Annotated in this window: 21 protein-coding genes and 1 tRNA gene; 16 read left to right on the forward strand and 6 right to left on the reverse strand. The window is 34.9% G+C overall.

Annotation, left to right across the window (positions count from 1 at the left end; genetic code table 11):
• Positions 1-108: 108 nt before the first annotated feature.
• On the forward strand, positions 109-1,653 hold the full coding sequence (locus tag CGC48_RS08655) for a glycine--tRNA ligase (RefSeq protein ID WP_098029260.1): 1,545 nt from the start codon (positions 109-111) through the stop codon (positions 1,651-1,653).
• A 54-nt stretch (positions 1,654-1,707) separates the two neighbouring features.
• On the opposite strand, the gene CGC48_RS08660 is transcribed toward CGC48_RS08655, so the two are convergent.
• From CGC48_RS08660 to CGC48_RS08670, 3 genes are all read right to left on the reverse strand, one after another.
• Entirely contained in the window at positions 1,708-2,133 is a 426-nt protein-coding gene (locus tag CGC48_RS08660; protein WP_098029261.1) for a DUF2141 domain-containing protein, read from the reverse strand.
• Between the two features lie 12 nt (positions 2,134-2,145).
• Positions 2,146-3,159: an NAD-dependent epimerase/dehydratase family protein gene (locus CGC48_RS08665; RefSeq protein WP_098029262.1), complete on the reverse strand. Its 1,014-nt coding sequence runs from the start codon at positions 3,157-3,159 to the stop codon at positions 2,146-2,148.
• Positions 3,160-3,349: 190 nt separating this feature from the next.
• Complete coding sequence (locus CGC48_RS08670) at positions 3,350-4,498, reverse strand: serine hydrolase domain-containing protein (protein WP_098029263.1); 1,149 nt, start codon at positions 4,496-4,498, stop codon at positions 3,350-3,352.
• A 222-nt stretch (positions 4,499-4,720) separates the two neighbouring features.
• Here CGC48_RS08670 and CGC48_RS08675 point away from each other — a divergent pair, with 222 nt between their 5' ends.
• The 5 genes from CGC48_RS08675 (at position 4,721) to CGC48_RS08695 (ending at position 10,265) form a co-directional block, all read left to right on the forward strand.
• Positions 4,721-6,025, forward strand: coding sequence for an anthranilate synthase component I family protein (locus CGC48_RS08675; RefSeq protein ID WP_098029264.1), 1,305 nt, complete (start codon positions 4,721-4,723; stop codon positions 6,023-6,025).
• Between the two features lie 120 nt (positions 6,026-6,145).
• Positions 6,146-7,078, forward strand: a complete 933-nt coding sequence (gene mdh, locus CGC48_RS08680; protein ID WP_041989884.1) for a malate dehydrogenase — start codon at positions 6,146-6,148, stop codon at positions 7,076-7,078.
• Positions 7,079-7,260: 182 nt separating this feature from the next.
• Positions 7,261-9,027, forward strand: a complete 1,767-nt coding sequence (gene sppA, locus CGC48_RS08685) for a signal peptide peptidase SppA (RefSeq protein WP_098029812.1) — start codon at positions 7,261-7,263, stop codon at positions 9,025-9,027.
• A 94-nt stretch (positions 9,028-9,121) separates the two neighbouring features.
• Positions 9,122-9,319 carry a hypothetical protein gene (locus CGC48_RS08690; protein ID WP_018280379.1) on the forward strand — a complete coding sequence of 66 codons (198 nt, stop codon included), beginning with the start codon at positions 9,122-9,124 and terminating at the stop codon, positions 9,317-9,319.
• A gap of 130 nt (positions 9,320-9,449) precedes the next feature.
• Entirely contained in the window at positions 9,450-10,265 is an 816-nt protein-coding gene (locus CGC48_RS08695) for a TrmH family RNA methyltransferase (RefSeq protein WP_098029265.1), read from the forward strand.
• A gap of 18 nt (positions 10,266-10,283) precedes the next feature.
• Here the strand turns inward: CGC48_RS08695 and CGC48_RS08700 are convergent, their stop codons facing one another.
• The gene (locus tag CGC48_RS08700) at positions 10,284-11,384 is read right to left on the reverse strand and encodes a pseudouridine synthase (protein WP_098029266.1); all 1,101 of its coding nucleotides are present in this window, start codon (positions 11,382-11,384) and stop codon (positions 10,284-10,286) included.
• A gap of 180 nt (positions 11,385-11,564) precedes the next feature.
• A complete protein-coding gene (locus CGC48_RS08705; protein WP_098029267.1) occupies positions 11,565-14,054 on the reverse strand; it encodes a zinc-dependent metalloprotease in 2,490 nt (829 codons plus the stop codon).
• A 128-nt stretch (positions 14,055-14,182) separates the two neighbouring features.
• Here CGC48_RS08705 and hisS point away from each other — a divergent pair, with 128 nt between their 5' ends.
• The gene (hisS, locus tag CGC48_RS08710; protein WP_098029268.1) at positions 14,183-15,559 is read left to right on the forward strand and encodes a histidine--tRNA ligase; all 1,377 of its coding nucleotides are present in this window, start codon (positions 14,183-14,185) and stop codon (positions 15,557-15,559) included.
• 50 nt (positions 15,560-15,609) lie between these two features.
• On the opposite strand, the gene CGC48_RS08715 is transcribed toward hisS, so the two are convergent.
• Positions 15,610-18,339, reverse strand: a complete 2,730-nt coding sequence (locus tag CGC48_RS08715) for a VPS10 domain-containing protein (protein WP_098029269.1) — start codon at positions 18,337-18,339, stop codon at positions 15,610-15,612.
• Positions 18,340-18,499: 160 nt separating this feature from the next.
• Here CGC48_RS08715 and CGC48_RS08720 point away from each other — a divergent pair.
• The 9 genes from CGC48_RS08720 (at position 18,500) to cysD (ending at position 26,070) form a co-directional block, all read left to right on the forward strand.
• A tRNA-Arg gene (locus tag CGC48_RS08720) sits at positions 18,500-18,571 on the forward strand.
• Between the two features lie 155 nt (positions 18,572-18,726).
• A complete protein-coding gene (locus CGC48_RS08725) occupies positions 18,727-19,929 on the forward strand; it encodes an HU domain-containing protein (protein ID WP_098029270.1) in 1,203 nt (400 codons plus the stop codon).
• A 9-nt stretch (positions 19,930-19,938) separates the two neighbouring features.
• Positions 19,939-20,463, forward strand: coding sequence for an acyl-CoA thioesterase (locus tag CGC48_RS08730; RefSeq protein ID WP_098029271.1), 525 nt, complete (start codon positions 19,939-19,941; stop codon positions 20,461-20,463).
• Between the two features lie 90 nt (positions 20,464-20,553).
• Positions 20,554-21,213 (forward strand): metal-dependent transcriptional regulator, encoded by a 660-nt coding sequence (locus CGC48_RS08735; RefSeq protein ID WP_018280387.1) that lies wholly within the window; start codon positions 20,554-20,556, stop codon positions 21,211-21,213.
• 25 nt (positions 21,214-21,238) lie between these two features.
• A complete protein-coding gene (locus CGC48_RS08740; protein ID WP_018280388.1) occupies positions 21,239-21,976 on the forward strand; it encodes a DUF3298 and DUF4163 domain-containing protein in 738 nt (245 codons plus the stop codon).
• Between the two features lie 109 nt (positions 21,977-22,085).
• Positions 22,086-22,790 carry a phosphoadenylyl-sulfate reductase gene (locus CGC48_RS08745; protein WP_098029272.1) on the forward strand — a complete coding sequence of 235 codons (705 nt, stop codon included), beginning with the start codon at positions 22,086-22,088 and terminating at the stop codon, positions 22,788-22,790.
• 24 nt (positions 22,791-22,814) lie between these two features.
• The gene (locus CGC48_RS08750; protein ID WP_098029273.1) at positions 22,815-23,852 is read left to right on the forward strand and encodes a hypothetical protein; all 1,038 of its coding nucleotides are present in this window, start codon (positions 22,815-22,817) and stop codon (positions 23,850-23,852) included.
• Between the two features lie 431 nt (positions 23,853-24,283).
• On the forward strand, positions 24,284-24,964 hold the full coding sequence (locus CGC48_RS08755; RefSeq protein WP_157909897.1) for a DUF6261 family protein: 681 nt from the start codon (positions 24,284-24,286) through the stop codon (positions 24,962-24,964).
• A 197-nt stretch (positions 24,965-25,161) separates the two neighbouring features.
• Complete coding sequence (gene cysD / locus CGC48_RS08760; protein WP_338121104.1) at positions 25,162-26,070, forward strand: sulfate adenylyltransferase subunit CysD; 909 nt, start codon at positions 25,162-25,164, stop codon at positions 26,068-26,070.
• Positions 26,071-26,091 lie beyond the last annotated feature (21 nt).

Here is a 26,091-nt window from a genome sequence, read left to right on the forward strand (position 1 = left end):
TTGAGATATTTCGTTACCTTTGCCGTTATAATCAGTGTGGTTGCTAAAAATAATCTGATATATATTTGAAAGTTAGATGATTAATTGAGTAATTTTGTTGTTAAAACTATGATAAATCAAGAGGATTTTTTTAAAAAAGTGATTTCTCACGCAAAAGAATACGGATATATATTCCAATCAAGTGAAATTTATGATGGGCTAAGTGCCGTTTATGATTACGGACAAAATGGTGTTGAGCTGAAAAAAAATATCCGTGAGTATTGGTGGAAAGCAATGGTGCAAATGAACGAAAACATTGTAGGAATTGATGCTGCCATCTTTATGCACCCCACCACGTGGAAAGCGTCAGGACACGTAGATGCATTCAATGACCCTTTAATCGATAATAAAGATTCTAAAAAGAGATACCGAGCCGATGTTTTGGTAGAAGATTATGTTGCCAAAATTGAAGCTAAAATTGAAAAAGAGGTAGCGAAAGCCGAAAAACGCTTCGGAGAAGCCTTTGATAAAGAACAGTTTATCACAACCAATGCTCGTGTAGTTGAATATAAAAACCAAGCCGATACCATTTTGAAACGTTTGGCAAAATCGCTTGAAAATGAAGATTTAGCGGATGTAAAAGCCTTAATTGAAGAACTGGAAATTGCTTGTCCTGAATCGGGTTCAAAAAATTGGACAGACGTAAAGCAATTCAACTTGATGTTCGGAACAAAACTGGGGGCAACTGCCGATACTGCAATGGATTTGTACCTTCGCCCTGAAACAGCACAAGGGATTTTTGTTAATTTCTTGAACGTACAAAAAACAGGACGTATGAAAATTCCGTTTGGAATTGCTCAAACTGGGAAAGCTTTTCGTAATGAGATAGTTGCACGTCAGTTTATTTTCCGTATGCGTGAGTTTGAACAAATGGAAATGCAGTTTTTCATCAAACCAGGAACTCAAAAAGAATGGTACGAACATTGGAAAGAAGCCCGACTCAAATGGCATTTGTCATTAGGAATGGGGAGCGAAAATTATCGTTTCCACGACCACGAAAAATTAGCACATTATGCCGATGCGGCTTGTGATATTGAATTCCGTTTTCCGTTTGGTTTCAAAGAGTTAGAAGGAATCCACTCACGTACTGATTTTGATTTAGGAAACCACGAAAAATATTCAGGAAAAAAATTACAATACTTTGACCCAGAGGAAAATAAAAGTTACGTTCCGTATGTGTTGGAAACCTCTATCGGACTGGATAGAATGTTCTTGGCGGTGCTTTCAAATTCTTTACAAGAAGAAACCTTGGAAGGTGGCGACACACGTACTGTACTTCGTCTTCCTTTTGTATTAGCACCGACGAAAGTAGCTGTACTTCCGTTACTTAAAAAAGACGGATTACCAGAAATCGCTCGTGAAATTATAGATGAACTAAAATTCGATTTTAGTGTTTCTTATGATGAGAAAGATGCTGTTGGGCGTCGTTATCGTAGGCAAGATGCGGCTGGAACGCCTTTCTGCGTAACAGTTGACCATCAAACTAAAGAAGACCAAACTGTTACTTTGCGTCATCGCGATACGATGGAGCAAGTTCGTATTCCAATATCAGAGCTAAGAAGTGTTATTTCTAAAGAAGTAGATATGCGGGATTGGTTACAGAAGATAAAATAGAAATCATAAAATAATTAAAAACGCTCAAAAAGTTATCTTTTGAGCGTTTTTTGTTTAAATTAGAGATATGTAAATATCTTCATCGCCTTTTATAAAAAATTTCACCTGTTCAAACGTTGGAGCAGAAAGTTTTGGACGAAAATTGTTCGAGAACCCATAACGCTCCTGTGGAATGCCCCAAAAGTTTTTATCGGTAATCCCGTTAGCGTTTTCGTCGTGATACACTGCGATAGCGTAATCTCCATTAGGAATATCAGTAAAGGTATAGGACATTTTCTTTTTTGTTACTTTTACTCGTTTTTTTCTGAAATGGTGATTTTCTTTCAGAAAACCTTTTGCTTTATTGAACAATCCTATTTCCACAAAACCAGTGTCTGTTTTTAGATTATTGAGATTTACTGTTAGACTGCTTTGAGCTGATAATTCAGAACAAAGTAAAATTAAAGGACTAGCAAGTAGGTAAATTAGTTTATTTTTCATAATTAAATTGTTTTAAAAATTAAAAAATCGTTTTATAAGTTTTTGATTCCCCTTTTTTATAGCTTCGTAAGGTTCTGATTTTTTCAGAAGTAGTTTTTTTATGATTGACCTGAATATTTTTGTTAAGAACTTAACGAAGGGATTTATTCTATCAGCAATCATTTTAAAATAGTCATCTAAATTGTCTTTTCTAAATTTTACGATGTTCTCTAAATCATCACCATCAGCGTAGTAACCACAATGGAAATTTTTTTCAGCAAAAGCTTTTTTGGGGAAGTTCAAATCTCCGAGTCCGAAAATATGAAATGATCTTTGCAGAAAATTCTCGTAGGTTGTCCGACATTCGATGCCTCCTCCCAGATTGAAAATTTTTTTATTAAGTTCAGATTGATGTTCTAGTCCGTTTACAAACGCTCGTGCTGTGTCACTAGGTGTAGCAATTTCCATAGCTGTATTCAAAGGCATATGAAACATAAGTTTTGACATTTTATGATTCCCCATAATTGCAGCTAACCGAAAGATTGTCCAAGATAATTTAGAGTTTTGAACCATTTTTTCGGATTTAATTTTCGTGACAGAATACTCATCACCTTCACTTGGTGTTAAAGGATCATTTATTGTTATGTAAGGGTCTTTGACTCGATCTCCATACACCGAAATAGAAGAACTATACATAAGAAATGCTTGTGGGGAGTATCGTTCTAAAGCTTTAATGAGATTTTCACTTCCTTTAACATTGACACGTTCGGCAAGTTGGGGATTGTCGTCAGCAAGTGGAGGAATAATAGCAGCCAAATGGATTACAGCATCAATATTTTGCGTGGCTTTTACTACATCTTCAAGGTTAGAAATATCTCCATAAACAATTTCAAAAGTTTGAGGTAAACTTGCAAATTTCTTTTCAGTTTGTGGAGTTTTGATATCAAAAACTCTTACTTTGTAGTGTTTTTTTTCAATGAGTTGTTTTAAAACTTCGTAGCCTAGGGTTCCAGAAGCTCCTGTTAATAATATGTTCTTAATTTGCATAATTTAGATTTTGATGAATAACACACAATAATTGTGCTAAATCTGTAAATTATACATTTATTTAACATATTTTATTTTTATTTTATGGATAAAATGCTTTTTTTGGTTCTAAAAATGAAGTTTGATAGTGCTGTAATTTTATTTTTCCAAAGGTTTTTCAATTATTTTTTTCTTAAGTTGAATATTTGTTTTAAAAACCAAAATCTAAATATTCTGCTCCTTCTAAAATAAAGTCAGTTATTCGTTGTAAGTAAATGTCAATCTGTGGATTAGTTACGTTAAAAAGCATTGTAACAACTACTTGTTCCTGCGGATAAACGTAAAACCAAGCATATCCTCCAACGCCATTTCCGATGTGTCCATAATAAGGACGTCCATTCCAGTCTTTACTTGACTGCCAACCAATGCTATATCCCGTTTCGTTATCGTCATCGATGCATAAAGATGTTAACATTTCACTTTCAGTTTCTTGTGAGAGAAAGTCGTGGCAAATAACAACATTTCCTAATTTGGCAATGTCTTCAGAAGTCGATAAGAATCCTCCACCAGCAAGTTTATAATAATTGTGAACCATAGCAGCAGGTTTAAATTCTTTTTTGGAACCTGAATAAGGAATAGCCTCATTTTTAATTATCTTACCCTTGTCGGGGAAAGTATTGTTCATATTCAAAGGTTTAAGAACTTCTTCTGAGGCAATATCTTCAAATTTTTTGTTTAAACAGCGTTCCATCGCTAAAGAAATTAAATTCCAGTTGAAACTGCTGTACAGATATTTTGTACCAGGAGCAAATTCCAAAATGTCATTTTTAAAGAAATTGATTCCTTCTTCAATAGATAGAGGTTTGTTATTAACCATTTCATTCCCTTTGTAACTGCGGATTCCTGCAATATGTCCTCCTAATTGTTTGATAGTGAAGTCGAAAGGTTTTTTAGGAAAATCAGGAATATATTCGTAAAGTGATAAATTCCAATCAAATTCTTTTTTATCTTGCAAACGAGCAAGAACCACCGCCGACAAGGGTTTGGAGACACTCGCTACTCGAAATAATGTTTTCTGCGGTTCGATGCCTTTTTTCTTCTCAATATCCGCATATCCATATCCTTTTTGCCAAATCATGTGATTTTGCTTAGTGATAGTTACAGAAACTCCTGGAATTCGTTTTTCTTGTAACAGGAAATGTATGATTTTCTCTGCAGACTCTCGAGCCTCTTCAAAAGAAGTTACTTCAGAAGGATTTTTTCTAAAAACTTCAATATCAGAAAGAGGTTTATTCTGCCCTAAAAGTGATTGAAAAAAAGATAAAATACTTGAAAACAAGAGAATATATTTTAAATTCATTGATAAAACTATGAAAACGCCGCAAAAGTAATAAAAATAAATTTCAATTTAAAACGTAATGTACTATGTTTGAAGCAATTTATTCATAAACACAAAGAATCAAAAAAAATACGTACTTTTGCGTAATCAATTTAAGAATCTCATTGTCAATATATAGCAGTTAATACATATATGCTGAAAAATATTGAAAAAAGCAGATTTTAAAAATCAAACTTTCAAAAAATGCGTGTTGAAAAGAAATTTCAGATAGATTCTTTAAAAAATATAAAAAAAAAGGCTTTATTTTGGGCAAATTCTTTACAAACTAATGTAATTTGGTTGGATTCCAATCAATATCCAGACAAGTATCGGCAGTTTGAAGCCGTTTTAGCATTTTTTCCTCATAAAATTTTGGAAAAATACGAAACCAAAGGAGCATTTGAGGCCTTGAAGTCTTTTATTGATGCTACAAACGACTATATTTTTGGCTATTTGTCTTATGATTTAAAAAATGATGTCGAGAATTTACAATCTGAGAATTTTGACGGACTTAAATTTCCTGAATTATATTTTTTTCAGCCTCAAAAAATAGTTTTTTTTCAGGAAGATTACCTTATTTTTAGTTATTTAGAAAACATTTCTGAAGAAATTGATAGTGATTTTGAGCAAATTTGTATATTTTCTGAAGAATCAATCCATAAGGATACGGATTTTTCACAAAAAAAACAGGTTTCTGCACGAATTTCAAAAGAAAATTATGTAGAACAGGTTGGGAAAATGCAAAAGCACATAGCTCGAGGTGATATTTACGAGGCTAATTTCTGTCAAGAGTATTACATACAAAATATTGATATTGAACCACTTTTTGTTTATGAGAAGCTCAATCATATTTCGGAGCCGCCTTTTGCAAGTTTTTTTAAATTCGACGGGAAATATGTGTTGTCAGCATCTCCTGAGCGTTATTTACAACGAAATGGGAATGTGGTTATTTCTCAACCTATTAAAGGAACTGCAAGGCGTTCTGAAAATCAGGAAGAAGATAGAAAACTTTGCTCAGATTTAGAGCGAAATCCGAAGGAACGTTCTGAAAATGTGATGATTGTTGATTTGGTCAGAAATGATTTATCACTTTATGCCGAAAAAGCAAGTGTGAAAGTTACAGAATTGTGTAAACCATACACTTTCAAGCAGGTACATCAACTTATTTCTACCATTGAAACGAGAGTAAAAGAAGGAACACACTCTGTTGACGTAATTCGTTCTACCTTTCCGATGGGAAGTATGACGGGAGCTCCCAAAATTTCGGCAATGCAAATCATTGAAAATCTTGAAGCGATTAAGCGTGGTGCATATAGTGGAGCTATAGGTTATTTCACTGCTAATAACGATTTTGATTTCAATGTGGTGATTCGTAGTATTTTGTATAATTCTGAAAATAAGTATCTTTCCTTTTCGGTGGGGAGTGCTATCACTGCCCAATCTGTTCCCCAAAAAGAATACGAAGAATGTTTGGTAAAAGCCAATGCAATGCGTAAGGTACTGGAATAGATTTGCTTTTGATTGATGATGTAAAAAATACTAAATTTCTGTTGTTTTGTTTATCAAAAAATTGTACCTTTGAAGCTCGTAAAGTGTAGAGAATATAACATAATAAAAAAAATATAAAATATGAAAGTAACAGTAGTAGGTGCAGGAGCCGTTGGAGCAAGTTGTGCTGAGTACATTGCAATTAAGAATTTTGCTTCAGAGGTAGTTTTAGTAGACATTAAAGAAGGTTTTGCTGAAGGTAAAGCAATGGATTTGATGCAAACAGCTCCTCTTAACGGGTTTGACACACGAATTGTAGGAGCAACAAACGATTATTCAAAAACAGCGGGAAGTGATGTTGCAGTTATCACTTCGGGAATTCCGAGAAAACCAGGTATGACTCGTGAAGAACTTATCGGTACAAACGCTAATATTGTAAAGTCGGTAGTAGAGCAATTGGTTAAACATTCACCAAATGTGATTGTGATTGTGGTAAGTAACCCGATGGATACTATGACATATTTGGTAAGAAAAGCTACCAATCTACCGAAAAATCGTATTATTGGAATGGGAGGAGCTTTGGATAGTGCTCGTTTCAAATATCGTTTGGCAGAGGCTTTGGAATGCCCACTTTCAGATGTAGACGGAATGGTAATTGCAGCTCATAGTGATACAGGAATGCTTCCTTTAACACGTTTGGCAACACGTAATGGAGTGCCAGTTTCAGAGTTTTTGAGCGAAGACAAATTAGCCAATGTAGCTCAAGAGACAAAAGTAGGAGGTGCTACTTTAACAAAATTGTTAGGAACTTCAGCTTGGTACGCTCCAGGTGCTGCAGTTTCAGCTTTAGTTCAGGCAATTGCGTGTGACCAGAAAAAAATGTTCCCTTGTTCAGTAGTTCTTGAAGGAGAATATGGGCAAAATGATATTTGCCTAGGAGTTCCTGTAATCATCGGTAGAAATGGAGTTGAAAAAATCGTTGAAATCAAATTGAACGATGCTGAAAAGGCTAAATTCCAAGAGAGTGCTAACGCTGTAAGAGAGGTTAATAAGGATTTGAATAGCGTTTTATAGTATAATCATACAAAAATAGATTGAAAAGTTAAGGCTGCCTTTTTGGTAGCCTTCTTTTTTTATAAGTAAAAGATAATTCTATTTCTAAGTTTGAAAAATGTAAAAAATGATAAAAAATATTATATTTGCCGAATATTAAGTTTCAACAAATTAGTATTGATATAAGAATTTATTTTGAAGTTATGAATTTTCTAAAAAATGTATTGGCAGCCATTTTAGGTTTTTTTATATCCATTGGGATATTTTTTATATTCTTTTTGATTTTCATCTCAATGATGGTTTCTTCCTTAGGAACAACCGATACGAATGTAATTGTAGAAAGCAATTCTGTTTTGGAATTGGACTTTAAAACCCCTTTGAAAGATTATGGAGAACGAGTTCATATTGAAGATTTTGATTACACGATAGAAGAATTCAACGGGTTAAATTCTATTTTACAAGCTATCGAACACGCTAAAACAGATGACAGAATAGAAGGAATAACCATTAAAAGCACTGGAAACGTGGGAGGACTTGTATTCGCACAGGAGTTGCGTAGAGCTTTACAAGATTTCAAAACCTCAGGAAAGTTTGTTTTGGCTTACAACGAGGAGATTCCACAAACTGATTATTATCTCCAAACAGTAGCTGATAGCATTTTTTTAAATCCGCTTGGGTATTTGAATTTCAGAGGATTATCGTCAGAAGTGTTGTTTTTTAAAGATATTCAGGAAAAAACAGGGGTGACGATGGAAGTAATCCGTCACGGAAAATACAAAAGTGCCGTAGAGCCTTTTCTTGATAATAAAATGAGTGAAGAAAATCGCTTACAAATTACGGAGTTACTCAATTCAATGTGGAATGTTATTGTGGAAGATATTTCGGAAGATAGAAAAATTTCAGTTGAAAAGCTTAATAAAATAGCAAATAACTTGGAGGCAAGAACTCCCAAATTGGCAAAGGATAATAATTTGATTGATGGTGTGATTTTCAAAGATGAATTTGAACAGATTTTGTGTGAGAAAACAGAGTCTTCACAAATTAATGAGGTGAATTTTATCAATATTGAGGAATATGCTGAAAATGTGGTAAATAAAGCTACTTTGAAAAAGCAAAAGGATAAAATTGCAGTAATCTATGCTGAGGGTGAAATTGTGTACGGAATGGGACAGCCTGGAATTATTGGAAATGAAACTATTACAGAGTCATTAAGAAAAGCCTCTGAGGATGAAAATGTTAAAGCCATTGTGTTACGAGTGAATTCCCCTGGAGGAAGTGCATTAGCTTCAGAGTTGATTCACAGAGAGATAGATCTTGCTAAAAAACATAAAAAAGTATATGTTTCAATGGCAAATTACGCAGCTTCAGGAGGTTATTATATTGCTTGTAACGCTGACAGAATATTTGCTGAAGAGGGTACAATTACTGGGTCTATCGGAGTTTTTGGGGCTTATCCTAACGTGAATAAACTGGCAGAAAAATGGGGAATTAATGCAGAACAAGTTACAACACATTCTAATTCATTGGAATATAGTTTGTTTGAAAAGCCGACAGAAAGTTTTATTAAAGAAGCTAAGGAATCAGTAGAAAATATTTATGATATATTTATTGATAGAGTTGCCAACGGACGCAATATGTCTGTAGAACAAGTAAATAACATTGCTCAAGGGCGTGTATGGAGCGGAAGAGAGGCACTACAAAATGGCTTGATAGATGAAATTGGAACGCTAAATGATGTTCTGTCTTTCGTTTCGAAAGAAAATGCTTTGGGAAGTTATGATGTAGAGTCATATCCAATTTATAAAACAAACCTCAAGGAGATTTTTCAGAAATATCCAATCTCTTTAAAAGCCACTACATTACAGGAAAAAATGGGAAAAGAAGCTTATAAAATGTACCAAAAAGTAAAAAATCTCTCTGAACAAGAAGGAATTCAAGCCCGAATGTGGTTTGATATTAATTTAGAATGATTCTATGTGTTAACTAAAAATTAACTATTCTTTATCATATTCTTTCGTTTTTATTTTCTATCTTTGCTATAGAGAAACTAAAAGGAATATTATTATGAAAAGACCTATGATTGAGTACACTAAAACAATTTTATCAAAGGTAAGTTTTGACCCAGGACTATTTCGTAAGGAACTCAATAAAGCAATGGATAGGTTATTGCCTTACGAGGTAGAGGAGTTGAAAGTTTGGTTAGATACTTATACCAAAAATAAGCCAGAGTTAATAGAATGTGTGGCTTACATAGAAAAATAAATAGTATTGATTTTATTCATAACTTGATTAGAACGGTAGTGTTGAAGCTACCGTTTTTTTATGCTCATTCTAAAAATGAAATTATGAAATATCTTTTTTTGTAAATTTGCAATTCGATTTTTGATAGAAAATGAAAGAAATTACAAGTATTCAGAATCCGTTTATTAAACAATTAATTTTACTTAGAGAAAAGTCTCGAAACAGAAAAAAAGAAGGAGTTTTTATCGTTGAAGGTGAACGTGAGATAAAATTGGCAATTCAAGGGAATTATATTTTTGAAACTATATTATTTCAAAAAGAAATTTTTTCTCAAGATAAGGTAAAACTCTTATTATCAAAGGTAAATAAAGAAGCTCAAATTATTTCTATTTCAAAGGAAGTATATGAAAAATTAACCTATCGTTCATCTACTGAAGGGGTTATCGCCGTGGTGAAAACTAAATCTCATTCGTTAAAAGATATTGAATTTAAGAAAAATACTCCCCTTATTTTGGTAGCAGAAGCTCCTGAAAAGCCAGGTAATATAGGAGCATTGTTACGTACTGCTGATGCAGCTGGTGTTGATATTGTTCTGATAGCCAATCCAAAAACAGATTTGTACAATCCTAATATTATTCGTTCGAGTGTTGGGTGTGTTTTTACTACTTCTGTAGGAATGGGCAGTACCACTGAAATTATTTCTTTTCTGAAGGAGAGAAATGTAAAAATATTTTGTGCGGCTCTTTCAGCTTCAAAACCTTATACGGAAGTGTCTTTCAAGGAGGCTTCGGCAATTGTAGTAGGAACTGAAGATGAAGGTCTTACAGACGAGTGGCTTCAAAATTCAAATCAAAATATTATTATCCCAATGGAAGGTGTAATCGACTCAATGAATGTGTCGGTTGCTGCTGCAGTTCTGATTTTTGAGGCAAAGAGACAACGTGGAAATAATAAAAAGAGTTGCTAATCAGCAACTCTTTTTAATTTACTTTATATTTTTCAAATTTATGATTTCCTGTTGGGTGAGTCTTCTCCAATGTCCGCGAGGTAAATCTTTTTTTGTTAATCCAGCAAAAACAACCCTATCCAGTTTTTCAACATTGTAGCCTAAATGTTCAAAAATACGACGAACGATACGATTTCTCCCACTATGAATTTTTATTCCAACTTCATTTTTGGGCTTATCATTAACATAACTGATTTCGTCAACTTGAATAAATCCATCTTCTAGCTCAATTCCTTCCTCAATTTTTATAAAATCTTTGTAATCAAGTTTTCTATCAAGTACAACGTGATATATTTTTCTAACTCCATGAGTTGGGTGTGTCAATTTCTTTGCCAATTCTCCATCGTTAGTAAGAAGCAAAAGCCCTGTTGTGGGTCTGTCCAAACGCCCCACAGGCAGAATACGAGCCGTTGTAGCATTGGCAACCAAGTCCATTACTGTTTTTCGTCCTTTTTCATCATTTGTAGTGGTAATGAATCCTTTAGGCTTATTCAACAAGATGTATTCTTTCTTTTCTGAAGTAATAACTTTTCCATCAAACTTCACAACATCTGTAGGTTTTACACGATAGCCCAAAGTTGTCATTACTTCCCCGTTTACTTCAACATTTCCTGAAGAAATGTAAATATCGGCATTTCTTCGAGAGCAAATTCCTGCATCTGCAATGAATTTATTTAATCGAATCTCGGTATTTATAGGTTTTGGAGCTTCGTTTTCAGTATTATAGGTGTAATTTTTCTTTACAAAAGGCTTTTTATAATCGTTATTCTTTTTAAAATTAGGATTATACGTTTTTTTTCGTCCAGAATCTTCTTTAAAATTAGGATTATACGTTTTTTTTCGTCCAGAATCTTCTTTGAAGTTTGGATTATATGTCTTTTTGTAAGAATTCGTTTCAGATTTTTCCGAAAAACGATTGCTTGTATTTTTCTTAAAACTGTTTGATTTCGGTTTTTTATCAGAATTTTCAGCTGAATTGCTATTGTATTCTTTTTTAAAATTGGTTGAATACGTTTTTTTCTTGTAATTGTTACGTTGTGTGTTTGAATTTTCTCTGTTGGAATAATTTCTATTTTCCATAATTTTCTCTTCTATTATAATATTTTTGAAATTGATGTTTTAAGCAAATGTTTCTAAAGGGTGCAAATATACCACTTTGAAATGAGAAAAAGTTACTTTCAGAAAGAAAAAAATAAAAAAGGAATTATCAATCCAATTTTTAAGAGATTAATAATTCCTTTTGAAAAAAATAAAAAGATTTTATTTCGTTTCGAATAGCTTGTCGATACGAGCAACGATGTCTTTCAAGTGGTTTTGGGTCATAGCATCTGCAGAAGAAGCTGAACGAGCCATTGTTCGAATTTGTGAAAGTTCAGCACGAACAGCCGCTTTAATGTCCGAGGTGTGAGCATTAGCACTCGTTCCTTTAAAATACGGACTTGGTGGAGCAGGAGGCAATGCTTTGGTTTCGAGCAATATTTTTCCTAAAATTTCAACGTGTGAACGTTGTAAGTTTCTGCGGTAAGCATCAATTTTTGCTCCCATTGTAAGTTCTGTCCATACGCCTTTTCGGATGTCACTCATCAATTCGGTAATTTTGTATGCTTTCTCTCCATTAAGAGCTTCATTTTCAATTACTCTGTGCAATCGTGCGATGTCTAACAAATGTGATAAACCAATAGCTTGTGTATTTTTAATACGTTCCAATGTTCCTGCATATTCAATACGTTTGATGATGGCATTATCAATGAGCCAAGATGGCGTTTTAAATACCTCTTTATTAAGGAATTGAACGGCTCTTTTTTGAATATCTTTTGGAACATAAACATACACTTCGCCCGATTGGTCAGCGGTTTTGTAATATTCGTAAACACCTCCAACGTTAGCCGAAACGTGTCCGATATAAAGACGATATTGCCCTAAAACCTGACCGTAAAGGCTTTTTAAATCCTCATACGTTTCTCCTTCTTTGGTTGTCCATTTTATCAAATTTGGTACAATACGTTTAAGGTTAGCAATTCCGTAGGCACTTGCTTTCATCGCATCGTCTCCTAAATCTTCCGATTGTGAACTTGGGTCAACAATGTGTCCTGCCTGTTGATGTCCAAAGCGGTAGAGAGGGTCACCCGCGTGTTTTAAAATCCACTGATTTAGCGTTTCTTTCTCTTCTTCTGCAGATTTATCCAAAATAGGGCGATATCCCCAAGCGATGGCATATTTGTCATAAATCCCGATTTCAGGCATCAAAGCCACACCTTTATCCTCAGGTTGAGCGATGTAGTTAAATCGGGCATAATCCATAATGGAAGGAGCTGTTCCGTGTTTTTTGGTGAAAGAAGCCACACGCAACGAATCTACAGGATACGCGTGGCTACTTCCCATATTATGAGGCAATCCGAGAGTGTGACCCACTTCGTGTGAAGACACAAATCGAATCAAACGTCCCATAATTTCGGTTTTAAATTCCGGTTTTTGAGCATCGGGATTGATGGCTGCCGTTTGTACAAAAAACCAATTGCGAAGCAAGGTCATAACATTGTGATACCAATTGATATTGGCATTTAGAATTTCACCTGTGCGTGGGTCGCTAATGTGTGGGCCATTGGCATTTGGTATGGGAGACGCCAAGTAACGCACCACCGAGTATCGCATATCGTCAGGATCCCAATCAGGGGCTTCTTCTTTTGTTGGCGGGTCTTTCGCGATGATGGCATTTTTGAATCCCGCAGCTTCAAAGGCTTTTTGCCAATCTTCAATACCTTGTTTTATGTACGGAGCCCACTCTTTGGGTGTAGCTCGGTCGATGTAATAAACGATAGGTTTTTTAGGTTCAACAAGTTCGCCTCGTTTGAATTTTTCGATGTCTTCATCTTTTACTTCCAATCGCCATCTGTCAAGATAAGTTACTGATTTTGTTCTTTGTACAGAAAGTCCGTAATCAGTTTGACTGGTCGTGAACCAACCTACACGCTCATCGAAATACCTACGTTTCATAGGATTTTCAGGAAGTAAAATCATTGAATTATTGATTTCCACAGTGATAATTCCCGCAATGCGACTGGTATAAGAAGGTGGCTCAGAAGCGTTGTACGTTTTTATACTACGCACTTCAATATTTTTTGGGAAAGTTTTTATTCGCTCGATAAAACTTCGTTTAGTGTCTATTCCGCCAATTTTGTATTGTTTTCTGTAATGTTCTGATAATCCGAAAGGTTTGGTATCTCTTTCAAAAAGCTCATTGACTTCAATCACTGATGAAATGCTGTCTTTTCCTCGTGTTTTAATATCGAAACTGGCTAAAATAGGTTCGACGTTCGAGTTGATAACTGCTTCATAAATAGGCAAACTATCATTGGCAATGATGCTATGTGAGACCATTCTCACTAATATTTTTTTATCTTTCTTTTCCCATCGAATTACTTGATTGTTAGCCTCTTCTCCCCCAAAACCGATACCTGTTGCTGTTTTAGAAATACGAGTAACCATCAGCATTTCTTTCCCTAAAAGCGAATCGGGAATCTGATAAAAATACTTGTCGTTCACCTTATGAATGGTAAACAACCCCTGTGTAGTTTTTGCCGTTTTTGGGATAACAGCATCAAATCCCTTAGGTTTGGCGGCTTCAGCTTTTTTCTTTGCCTCAGCCTCAATTTGGGCTTTTTTCTTCTTACTTTTGAAAAGCTGTGCATTTGCTTCATTTACAGAGAGTAATAAAAGCAATGCTGAAAAGTATAATGTTAATTTACGCATAAATAATATGTTTGGTTGTATAAAATGAATTTTTTCAAATCTGGGCAAAAGTAATGAAAAATTAACCAATTCGGGGTGATTCAAATTAAATTCTTACCTTTGCTCTCTGTTTTTTTAATAGAAAGTTTATGGCAGTACAAAAAACCAGTTTACCTAAAGGAACGAGGGATTTTTCCCCAACAGAATTGGCAAAACGCAATTATATTACAGATAAAATACGAGCTGAATTTATCAAATTTGGATTTCAACCTATTGAAACTCCGAGTTTTGAGAATTATGAAACCCTGATGGGGAAATACGGAGAAGAAGGCGACCGACTGATTTTCAAAATTCTAAATTCTGGAAATTTTGCCGAGAAGGTAAATTCAACCGATTGGGAAACAAAAAACGTAAGCAAACTCACCCCGCAAATCTGTGAAAAAGCGTTGCGCTACGACCTTACTGTGCCTTTTGCTCGGTATGTGGTTCAACATCAGAATGATATTACATTTCCGTTCAAACGTTTTCAAATTCAACCTGTTTGGCGTGCCGATCGTCCGCAAAAAGGGCGTTTTCGTGAATTTTACCAATGCGATGCCGATGTGGTGGGAAGCAATAGCCTTTGGCAAGAAGTAGAATTTGTACAATTGTATGATGCGGTTTTTACTTCATTGAATTTGAAAGGAGTAACCATAAAAATCAACAACCGAAAAATATTGAGTGGTTTTGCGGAGGTTATTGGCGAAAGCGAAAAGCTGATTGATTTTACAGTGGCTTTGGATAAATTGGACAAAATTGGGCAAGAAGGTGTTATCAATGAAATGCTTTCCAAAGGGATTTCCAATCAGGCAATTGAAAAAATAAGTCCAATTTTTGGTCTTCGAGGTACTTTTTCTGAAAAAATAAATCTTCTGAAAGAAATTTTAAAAGACTCTGAAACAGGCAAAAAAGGCATTGAAGAGTTGGAATTCATCGAAAAAGCTATAACACATTTGTCACTACAAACTGCTATTTTGGATTTGGACGTAACCCTTGCTCGGGGGCTGAATTACTATACAGGAGCTATTTTTGAAGTAGCTGCTCCTGAAGGAGTTGCAATGGGTTCGATAGGTGGGGGCGGACGATATGATGACCTCACCAGTATTTTCGGACTTAAAGGTATCAGCGGCGTGGGAATTTCCTTTGGGTTAGACCGAATTTCCTTGGTTATGGAGGAATTAAATCTGTTTCCGCAAGAAATTGGAGATACTTTGGACGTTTTGTGCATCAATTTTGGAGAAAAAGAAGCCTTACAAAGTCTAAAACTGATTCAAAAATTGCGTTCTTTGGGTAAAAAAGTAGAATTGTATCCTGAATCGGCAAAAATGAAAAAACAAATGGCATATGCCGACAAACGAAACATTCCTTTTGTGGTTTTGATTGGTGAATCGGAATGCGAAAAGGAAAGTTTCATTCTAAAAAATATGAAAACTGGAGAGCAAAAAGAATATTTCATAACACAAGTGGAAAAAGAAATTTTCCAATAAAAAGAAAAAAGGCAAGATTAAAAGTTTGATTAATCTTGCCTTTGTGCTTCTTAGTAAATTTCAAGTTCTCTTTCCTCTTCAAAACCATCTCCAATATTGAAAACTACTTTGTATTTTCCTTTTGGAAGGTAGTATTTTTTATCAACAGAAGCGGTTAAAATCAATCTTTGTATACTTTTTTCATACATCAATTTTCCCACATCAGAAATGGTTAAATCGTAAGGTATGTAATTGAATCCCTTGTTGGTTTTGTAAGTGAAAGATTGTAAAGTTACTTTCCCTTTCATTATTTTAACATTTACAGATAAGTTTTCTTTAGCAGCAAATCCATAAAAATGAATTTCAGGAGAGTTCGTTTTTTCCCATTCATTCCAAGTGTTTCCCCAAAGAGGTGAATGTTCAACACGAATTTTTTCTTGTAATGGGTAAAAATCTTGTGCTATGATTGCGGCACGAAGGTCTTGTAAAATATCAACAGAAGTTCTGTAAATTCCACTTCCTTCAGTAGAAACAATCATTTTTCCATTGTTTTCATTTATAAAAATATCCAGAATTCCCGTTTCAGGTAAATTTTTAGAGAAAGGTTGCCAACTTTCACCTAAATTGAATGAGACATAAAGTCCGTTATCCGTACCAACATATAAAATTTGCTCATTTTTAGGGTCTTCCTTAATGACATTGATTCTGCTTTCGGGTAAATCGGAACGAATTTCAGTCCAATTTTTTCCCAAATCATTACTCAAGAAGATAAAAGGTTCGCGATTATTGTTATCAGTGCTTTTGAGAGTGGCAATTACTCGGTTTCGATTGTGTTTTGAAGCTATTAAGTTATTTACATTTAGTGGTTTAGGAAATGCGTTGTAAATCATTTGCCAAGAAACACCTCCGTTGTTTGAAAAGTGAATCATTCCATCATCACTTCCTGTGTAAATTAAACCAAAAAGAAAAGGAGATTCCGCTATGGAAGAAATTGTTCCATAGGTTTTGTTTCCCTTTTTATCACCATTCGTCAAATCTTCAGATATGGTACGCCAGTTTTTCCCCTTATCCATTGAGATGTGTAATTTATTACTTCCTGCATACAAAATATCATTATTTTGAGGAGAAATAAATAGAGGAGCTTTTTTACCAAATCGTAAAGGAGCTTTGTTTTCTGAAAAATACATTGAACCTAACGAGGTTAATGAATTTTTTTCATTGTTGAAGTCGTAAAAACTACCATTTTCACTTCCTACGTATAATTTATTTCCTGAAATAATTTGTGACTGAGGCAGAATTTTGTTCCATTGTGAGTTGGTTTTCATTAAAATACCTTGTTCTCCTGCCAGATAAAAAGTATTTTTATGCTTATCGTACACAATTTTCTCGAAAGATGCTGACTGAGGGGCATTTTTGTAAGACCAATTTTTACCATTATCGTATGAAATTGAGAAACCATTTTTGGTTGTGGCGAAAAGAGTATTCATTTGATAATGAATTTTATAAAATCCGTTTTGAAGAGAAATGGAACATTTATTCCTCCAAGATTTTCCACCATCAATTGATTCTAAAAGAGGAAAACCTCCTATAAAAATATGATTTTTATTTGTAGGATTAACTGTAATGTTCGCAAAATCATTACCATTTTGATAAAAAGTATCGTTTAGGGGAGTCGAATGTGTTTTATTCCAAGATGTCCCACCATCATTACTTACATACACTTCAGCTCCTATAACTTCTTGATGTTTAGCTCCTAAGAAGGAAAGAAGTTTTGCAGGAGAAGTGATGTCTGCTGAAATCATATTTTTCAGATTTGTAGCTGTATATTTTTCGTTCAAACCTATGTTATGCAAGAAAGCATTGAGTTGATTGTCATCTAAATTTAGAAAATCAGACTTGCTCATAGACTCAAAATCTTGGCTAGATAGGTGGATTTTAGTGGTTTTATCAACACTTTTTGAAACAGCACTTCTTGTTTTTACAGAACGATTGTCCACAACAGCATAAATAGTGTTTTGGTCAAAAACGGCCAATCCAATTTTGCCTACGAAATTTCCGTTCAAAAATCCATTGGATTGCGTGATTTTATTCCAAGTTTCTCCTCCATTGCTACTTTTATAAATACAACTTAGATTTCCATAAGGTTTTGATTCCCAGTAAGAATCTTCAGAATGCCAAACAGAAGCAAAAAGCGTATTCCCATTATTTGTTTCCTTAATTTGCCAAACCCCAGCACGTGTGCCAATGAAAAGCTTATGTTGCCACGTTTTTCCTCCATCATTAGTTTTGAAAATTCCTCTTTTTTCATCAGCATTGTATTGATTTCCAAGTACTCCTACTATAACTTCTTCTGTGTTTTTAGGATTGATTGTGATGGAATTGATATTTTGTGAAGAAGCTAATCCTTTGAATTCCCAGCTTTTACCTTTATCAAGAGACGCGAATATTCCGTAAGGTGTCCCTGCCCAAATTACTCCTGTTTTCCAATCTACAGCTAAAGCACTAACTTGTTGTGTAGGTTGATTTTCAAAAATAAATTCAAAAGTTTCCCCGCCATTTTGGCTATACCAAAGTCCACCAGAACTTGGAGCAATAACCACTTCGTTAACATTGTATTTATTTACGCTAAAAGTGTTGATTTTGTTACCAATATTAGTGACGGGAATTCTCTCAAAGGGAGTTTCTCTCACCCACGATTTTTCTTTTAATTCCGCTTTTTGGCGAATTGAAAGAGGAAGCGTTTCTTGTGCATAAATGGTAAGAAAAAATATTGTAAAAAATACTGAAAAAAGGTGCTTCATAATATTGAAAATAAATTAATAAAAGAGTTAAAAAGATTGAGATATAATGTGTTTCACGCCAATTCGCAAAGGTAAGGAAAATATATTTATTGAAAAGTTCAAGAAATCTTAAAACTTTCAAAAAAAAAGATTATTTTTGTCTCTCAAATTCAGAAATGAAGGCCTCGTAGTTCAACGGATAGAATAGAAGTTTCCTAAACTTTTGATCCAAGTTCGATTCTTGGCGAGGTCACAAAAGGATATAAATTTTTAATCTAAAAAATTGTTATTAAGCTATTTAAGTTGAAATTTAAAAATAAATTTGTTGGAGATAAAAAAAATATATATCTTTGACTCTCCATATGATTATGGAGTTTTGATTTGTAGTAACATAAAATTTATGTAGTTATGAAAGAACTTAACGAATATGTTGAAGAGCTACTTTATAAGCATCAATGTGTTATAATACCAAAGTTTGGAGCGTTTATCTCAAACAGAAAGTCAGCAAGAATGTTTGAGGATAAGACTTTTGTTCCACCAAAACGTGAGCTAACTTTCAATGCAAGTTTGCACTCGAACGATGGGTTGTTGATTAAACACGTTTCTGAGAATTCAGGAATTGACTATAATCTCGTTGAAGATTATGTCAATACAACTGTTGAAGGCTGGAAAAAGATTTTACAAAAAGGGGAAACTCTCACACTTAATAATATTGGGGTTTTGAAACAGACTCCAGAAGGAAGGCTCTCTTTTGAGGTTTTTGAAGATGTCAATTATCTTACAGATTCCTTTGGAATGTCAGCTTTTGTTCCTCACGAAATTGCTGAGGTAGAGGAAGTTATTAAGCCTGTTGAGAAACAAGTTACTCCAACATTAGATTTACCTATTGAAAAAGAGGTGAAAACAGAGAATGCTTTTGTAAATCGTCAGCGAAGAGAAGAACCAAAAAGGAATAAGAAACGTCCGTTTTTGGCATATACGGCAATAGCAGTCGTAGGTTTGGGTCTTCTTGCTTTTGCGGCAGTTAAACTTTTTGGAGAAGATATTGTTACAGATGATGCTAATAATGAGATAGTTATTTCTGAAAGTCAGATAGAGCAGCAAGTGCAACAAAAGTTAAGTGAGGCTACTTTCACAATTCCTTTGTCTTTACCTACAATTTCACTAAATGCAGTGAAAGTTAAGGAGTTGTCAAAATCAAAGGCTGAAGCAAAACAAGAAATAGAAAATCCTCAAAAAACAGAAGTTGTTACGCCTGAAGTTAAGGAAGTTAAAAAAGAGGTTGTTGTATCGAAAGAAGTTCCTGCAAAAGAATCTAAGAAAGAGGTAATTTCTTCAACTACAAAAGCGACGTCTTCTACAAAAAATAAAAAGTTCCAAGTTATTGCGGGTGCTTTCAAAGAGGAAAAAAATGCAAGAACAAGAGTGGAACAGCTTAAAAAGTTAGGATACAAAAATGCTTCTGTGATAGGAAAGAATGCAAAAGGTCTTTATCAAGTGAGCTATGCTGGATTTGATAATATGGCAGAGGCAGAGGCTTTGAAAAAAGAAGTAAAAGAAGCAAAAGACCGGAAAAAATTAGACGGAGGTTGGATTTTAGTTAATCCATAGTTGATTGATATGCAGAAAAAAACACCCTCCGAGTCACGTACGATTTTAACAGATTTGGTGTTAACTGGTGAGACCAATCATCTTCATAATATGTTTGGAGGTGAGCTTTTGGCTCGTATGGATAGAGCTGCTAGTATTGCGGCTCAAAGGCACTCTCATCACCCAACGGTGACTGCTTCTGTAAATCACGTAGCGTTCAATCATAGTATTCCATTGGGGAGTATTGTAACGGTAGAGGCTTCAATTTCAAGAGCTTTTTCTACTTCTATGGAAGTTTTTTTGGATGTTTGGGTGGAGGATCCAGTAACAGGAGAAAGGATTAAAGCGAACGAAGCAATTTACACCTTTGTTGCTGTTGATGAAAATAAATGTCCAGTTAAAGTTCCTGAAATTCAGCCAGAAACGGAGCTTGAGAAAGTACGTTATGAAGGAGCTTTACGCAGAAGACAGTTGAGCTTGGTAATTGCAGGAAAAATGAAGCCGCACGATGCTACTGAGCTGAAGGCTTTGTTCATTGAATTGGAAAACGAATAGATTACGTTAATAAGGGAGTCCGTCCGTGTGGTCTTTATCTCTGATAGACAGCATATGGACGGCTTTTTTGTTTACATAAACACATAATAAATGACTTTATCCGAAGAAAATTACCTGAAAACAATTTTTCATCTTTTTAATGAAGCAGAAGAAGAGGTGAATACCAATGCTATTGCAGAGGCAATGAACACAAAGGCTTCTTCTGTGACAGATATGCTTAAAAAGTTATCTGATAAGAAATTGATTAATTATGTTAAGTATCAAGGGGTTACGCTAACTTCTTTAGGCAGAAAAAAAGCGATTTCAATTGTTAGGAAACATCGTTTGTGGGAAGTTTTCTTGGTGGAAAAACTAAATTTTTCTTGGGACGAAGTACACGAAATTGCTGAAGAATTGGAGCATATAGAATCTGAAAAACTCATCGAAAGACTAGATGCTTTCTTAGGATTTCCTGAAACGGATCCTCACGGAGACCCAATCCCAAACAGAGAAGGAGTTTTTGAAAAAACAATCAAGATTTTACTTAGCGAATTTGAGGAGAATGAAACGGGCATTTGTGTCGCTGTGAAAAATACATCAAAGGAATTTTTACTTTATTTGAATAAAGTTTCAATTGCTTTGGGAGACGAAATAACCATTCTAAGTAAAGAGAAATTTGATAATTCGATGGTTGTTTTAGTTAACAATAAGGAAGTAACACTTTCATCGATGGTTTGCAGAAATATTTATGCTCAGAAGATAGCTCCTTGATAAATTTTATTAAAATAATAGTGTTATGAGAAAACTTTTACTTGTTTTTCTTTTGATTTTTGTTGTGGCTTGTTCCGACAAACCTAAATTTACTGAAAAAATAATTGAAAAAAGTGAAGAAAATTGTGAGGATGATTGTTCTTCAATAAATTTGAATTATTTGATTTGTAAAAGACCCAATAAGTTTGCGGAAAACTTTAATAGAGAAATTGAGTCACAAGTTGTGAACTTTTTGTTGAGCAACCAGATTGATTCGCTAAGAAATATTGAGATGACCATCGATGAAAGTTTAGAAGCTTTTGTGAAGGACTACGATAATCTGCATCAGCATTTTCCGAATATTTCTGCTTATGAGCTGATTTTAAACGATAGTATTTCCTTTCAGAATGAAAAAATGCTTTCGTTGGTTTCAAATCGGTATTCGTATGTGGGCGGGGCCCACGGAATTTCATCAAAAATATTTTTAAACTTTGATATTTCCAACGGGGAGATAATAGAGAAAGAGGAATTATTCACAAACTTTTCGGAAGTACTCAAAATAGCCGAAAATTACTTCAAGAAAGAACAAAATATCTTGGCAGACAGCCTTAATGAAAAGGGATTTTGGTTCGAAGATGATAAATTCCATTTTCCTGAAAATGTCGGAATTGTGGGCGAACATTTAGTGTTGTATTACAACCCTTATGAAATTGCTCCTTATGTTGAGGGAGTTTTTGAGGTGAAAATTCCTATCAAGGAAATAAAAGAATATCTGAAATATTAAAAAAGTATTCAGAAGGAAAATTAATTGTTTGGAACTTCGTATCTCATAGGTTTCAAACAATTTTTTATTTGAAAAATAATCAGTATTTTTGCTCTCTAAAAAATTTAAAATGAGTAAGCAAACAGAATTACTTCAACAGCAACTTTTAGGGAAAAATGAGATAGAATCTTTACAATTTTTAGCTTCCTATTTCCCTGATAAAGTCGTTTTTTCTACCAGCTTCGGAATGGAAGACCAAGTAATCACCCATCTGATACGAAACAACCATATTCCAATAAAAATCTTTACACTCGATACAGGGCGAATGTTTCCCGAGACGTATGCCACGTGGGACAAAACCGATATGAGCTATCAAACCACTACAATTCCGTATTATCCTGATGCGGCATCTGTGGAAAGCTATGTGAAAGCACACGGCATCAATGCGTTTTACAATTCTCCCGAACTACGGAAAGAATGCTGCCATATTCGGAAGGTTGAACCTTTAAAAAGGGCTCTGGCAGGAAATAAAGTGTGGATTACAGGGCTTCGAGCAGAGCAATCTCCTAATCGGGAACAAATGCCACAAGTGGAATGGGACGAGGGCAACCAGATTATTAAATTCCACCCGATTTTACATTGGAAAACCACTGAAGTTCTGGATTTTTTACGTACCAACGGAGTACCGTACAATCCGCTACACGATAAAGGTTTCATAAGTATTGGCTGTCAGCCTTGTACACGAGCCGTTAAAGAAGGAGAAGACTTCCGTGCGGGTCGCTGGTGGTGGGAAGATAAAAGTAAAAAAGAGTGCGGATTGCATTCCACAAAGTAAATCAGTAAACGTCAGTGCAGAAAAATGATGAGAAAGTTTATTTCACTATTACTACTTCTCCCTTTGGTGGGTTGTCAATTTTTTGAAAAGAAAAATGCCTCGCAGAAAAGCGACAAGCCAGAAGTTGTCACAGATACAATCCTTAAGAATGGAGAGAGCAATTCTTCCAAAATAGTAAAATACGTCATCGACCGACAGGGAACTTGGTTCAAAGAAAAGCCTGAAGAAAGTTCTGAAAACCAAAATTCGATGCAATATGGTTACAGGATTGAAGTCGAGGGCGAACAAGGCGACTATTACAAAGCAATAAACTACGAAACGGGAAATTATGCCTACGTACTGAAGAGCAAAGTAGGAGATTTGAGCCAAATTTCACTCATTGCTTCCGATTTGGATAAAATTTCACTTATCCAGAAAGGAGAACAACACGAACCCATTTTATTTGAAGCCCCCATTGCTTTAGATACGCTCATTAGCTTTGAATTGATTGATAAATCTTTGTATGAAAAAACAAAGAAATCGGCGGTTGATTTTCTTTTGCGAGATACGCTATCAGTCGTGAAGAAAAACAATGTAATTACGCTTCCGTGCTTGGATTCCATAGTGACTTTTAAGGATATTAACCCTAATTCGGACTTGGACAATCAGCAGGTGTATGAATATAAAGGGCAAATTGAGTTTATGAATCAGTTTGTAGTTTTGGGTAGCTATTGGGAGGCTTACGATTATAAATGGATTGATAAAAAGACAGGAAAGGAAATTTCTTTTTCGGATTTTCCTTATATCTCTCCCGATAAGAAGCACATAATTTCCGTATATACAAATCCGTACGATGATGTTGTAGAATTGAGTCTGTACACTATTGATGACAATTTACAAGTCAAGGAAATTCTTTTGGCACATTTTACAAACTGGATGGCGTATAATCACGAAGAGGATTCTATTTTTTGGAGTAGTGATGGATATTTCTACATTCCGATAAATCATAGGGTTAAGTTTTGGAATGAAGGCGGCAATTTTAACGAGAAATGTCAGTATATAAGAATTAAAATCCGAAAGTAATTCTCTTTTTTGTTCTTTTACTGGCAGAGAATTAGTAACTTTGCGAGTAGTTTGTTAGAAATTATTTGAAGCGAGTTTTCTGCAAATTTTTAATGAAAAAAAAGTGTTATTGATTTTTATCGAGCATATTTTTATCTGGTAGAAAGCTCATAGGAAGAAAACGAGAAACTTTTTACTCACCGGAAGGCTAAAAATGATAAAGAAATGGGCTTTTTACTCAGTGAAAAATCAAAATCTGTAGAGAAATGTATTTTCTACTGAGTGAAAAATATAAAATCTGCAATTCGGTTAATTTTTTTACTGAATTATTTGTCTGAAAGAATATAGTAATATACAAAACTTTCAAAAAAATCTTTCTTGAAGATAAAAAGGGAAAATTATTAATACTAAATACATAAAAAAACAAAGTAGTAATCCAAAAAATAACAATTATGATTAAAAGAACTAATTTATCCCCACTTCGTTTGATGGCTTTTGCCCAAACGATGAAGAATGTGAAAACATTTTTGGAAAATGAATCTGACCTTTCTGGTTTAGGGCTTTCGGGAGTGAAAACAGAATTCGACGATGCTTTCGATGCTTTAGAAAATGCAATGAAGCCCGTACGAAAAAATGAACACACCAAAACATTGGCTGAATTGGATTCGGAACGCGATGCGATTTTTACAGGACTGAAACAGTACGCTCTTTCATTTTTGAATTTTCCTGATGAGGCAAAAAAGAAGTCGGCACAGCGTATTGAAGCTATTTTTGAGTCTTACGGAAAGGACGTTACCAAACGAGCCTATCGCGATGCAACAGCAATTATCCGCAACTTGCTTTCGGACTTCGAAAAATCGGAAAATCAATCCCACGTCACTGCTCTTGGCATCACACAATGGGTAGCACCGCTCAAAGAAGCTAACGAACAATTCGATGTATTGCACAGTAACCGAACGATGGAGCAATCTAAAAAAGAATTAGGCAAAACGCAGGAAGCTCGTGACGTGATGCAAGGAATGTTCGACAAACTCGGAAAAGCTATCTCGGCAATGGCGTTCGTTAACGGAGAAGAAAAGTATCGAAACTTAGCCAATGCTATTAATGAGGAAGTAAAACGAGCGTTACTGTAGTACTGCAATACGGATTTCATTTTTCATATAGGCAACTTGCAAAGTGTTTTTCAAGTTGCAAAAAGTTTTATGTGTCTTCTTCTGATGTTTTTCATTAGTTGAACAAACAGAAACAGAAATTCAGTAAAGAAAAATAATAATGATAGGTTTACTTTACTAAGAGATAGAAAAATTAAAAGGAAAAAAATATAAATAATATTGAACATTCAGATATGGATTATTTAGAACAATTGGAGGCAGAAGCCATACATATATTCCGCGAGGTTGGTGGTCAGTTCGAGAAACCAGCGTTGCTTTTTAGTGGTGGGAAAGACTCCATCGTGTTGGTACACTTGGCTCTGAAGGCGTTTCGTCCGTGTAAGTTTCCGTTTCCGCTTGTGCATATCGATACGGGGCATAATTTCCAAGAAGCGTTGGACTTTCGCGATAATTTAGTGAAGAAACTCGGTGAGCGACTCATCGTCCGCAAGGTAGAAGACACCATTAAAGCAAAGGGCTTGACCGAACCCAAAGGAAAGTTTGCAAGTCGTAATGCCTTACAATCTTACACTTTGTTGGATACCATCGAAGAATTTGAGTTTGATGCTTGTATTGGTGGAGCGAGACGCGATGAGGAGAAAGCTCGTGCTAAGGAACGAATTTTTTCCGTGCGTGACGACTTCGGCGGTTGGGACCCGAAATTACAACGCCCCGAGCTTTGGCACACCTATAATGGGAAAATACATAAAGGCGAAAACGTGCGTGTGTTTCCTATTAGCAATTGGACGGAGTTGGACGTTTGGAACTACATTCGTCGTGAAAAAATAGAGCTGCCGAGTGTATATTTCTCGCACGAACGCGAAGTAATTGACCACAACGGACAGCTTATTGCTGTTTCGCCATATATTCAGATTGATGAAAATGACGTGATAGTAAAACGCAAAGTACGTTACCGAACCGTTGGGGATATGACCTGTACGGCAGCGGTAGAGTCCGAAGCCTATCAGATTGATGATATTATCAACGAAATTACCGCCACCCGAACCAGTGAGCGAGGAGAAACCCGAATTGACGACCGCATCTCCGAAGCCGCAATGGAAGACAGAAAAAAAAGCGGATATTTTTAATAAAAAATAGTGATTTTTTCT

The organism is Capnocytophaga cynodegmi (genome assembly GCF_002302475.1).
GTDB classification, from domain to species: domain Bacteria; phylum Bacteroidota; class Bacteroidia; order Flavobacteriales; family Flavobacteriaceae; genus Capnocytophaga; species Capnocytophaga cynodegmi.